This window comes from Rhizobium ecuadorense, assembly GCF_001187535.1.
GTDB lineage: Bacteria > Pseudomonadota > Alphaproteobacteria > Rhizobiales > Rhizobiaceae > Rhizobium > Rhizobium ecuadorense.
The window spans coordinates 1-584 of record NZ_LFIO01000164.1 but is presented as its reverse complement, the minus strand read 5'-3'; the positions used below and the strand labels follow the sequence as shown (position 1 = coordinate 584).

At 54.5% G+C, this 584-nt stretch carries 1 protein-coding gene; it reads right to left on the bottom strand.

Annotation, left to right across the window (positions count from 1 at the left end):
• Window positions 1–415 precede the first annotated feature (415 nt).
• On the bottom strand, window positions 416–584 hold a 169-nt coding region (locus tag AF337_RS04500; protein WP_160320247.1), incomplete at its 5' end, for a transposase domain-containing protein.

Genomic DNA, 584 nt, shown 5'->3' with positions numbered 1-584 from the left:
CGCGTGGTGCCCCCATTGCCGATCAGACTCTGTGTCACCTTCGAATAGGAAACTTCCATGACTGATGAACTTTCGACCGGCCGCCCGTCGACAGTGGCCAAAGCGATCACCTTAAAACGGACCGTTGCACTCTCGCCCTGGCATCCCATGAGCGGAAGCGAAACCAATGAGGCAATGAGCGTCCTTCGAGTATACGGCATTGATCAGACGAGGCGCTCCGAGATGGAAGCACACTATTAAGCGATTCCAGTAAGAGATCACTTAACGGCTCAGCATCGCATCCAGCCGTAAAACATCTGTTGCAGTCTTCACCGAGCAGCTTGCATATGCATAGGCGGCGACATCAAGACCAAGGACCATATACTTTAGATTTTTGAATGATCGCTGCGGGCCGACAGACGCCTTTACGCACCTATCACCCTGCCGGGTAATTCCACGGCAGGAGACCCTCAATCTGGCTCTGCTTGTGGCCGTTAACGATGGCGGTGAGCGTGCTGGTCAAATACGCAAACGGATCGACGGCATTGAGCTTGCACGTCTCGATCAGCGAGGCGATGGTCGCCCAATTCTCCGCTCCTGCATCA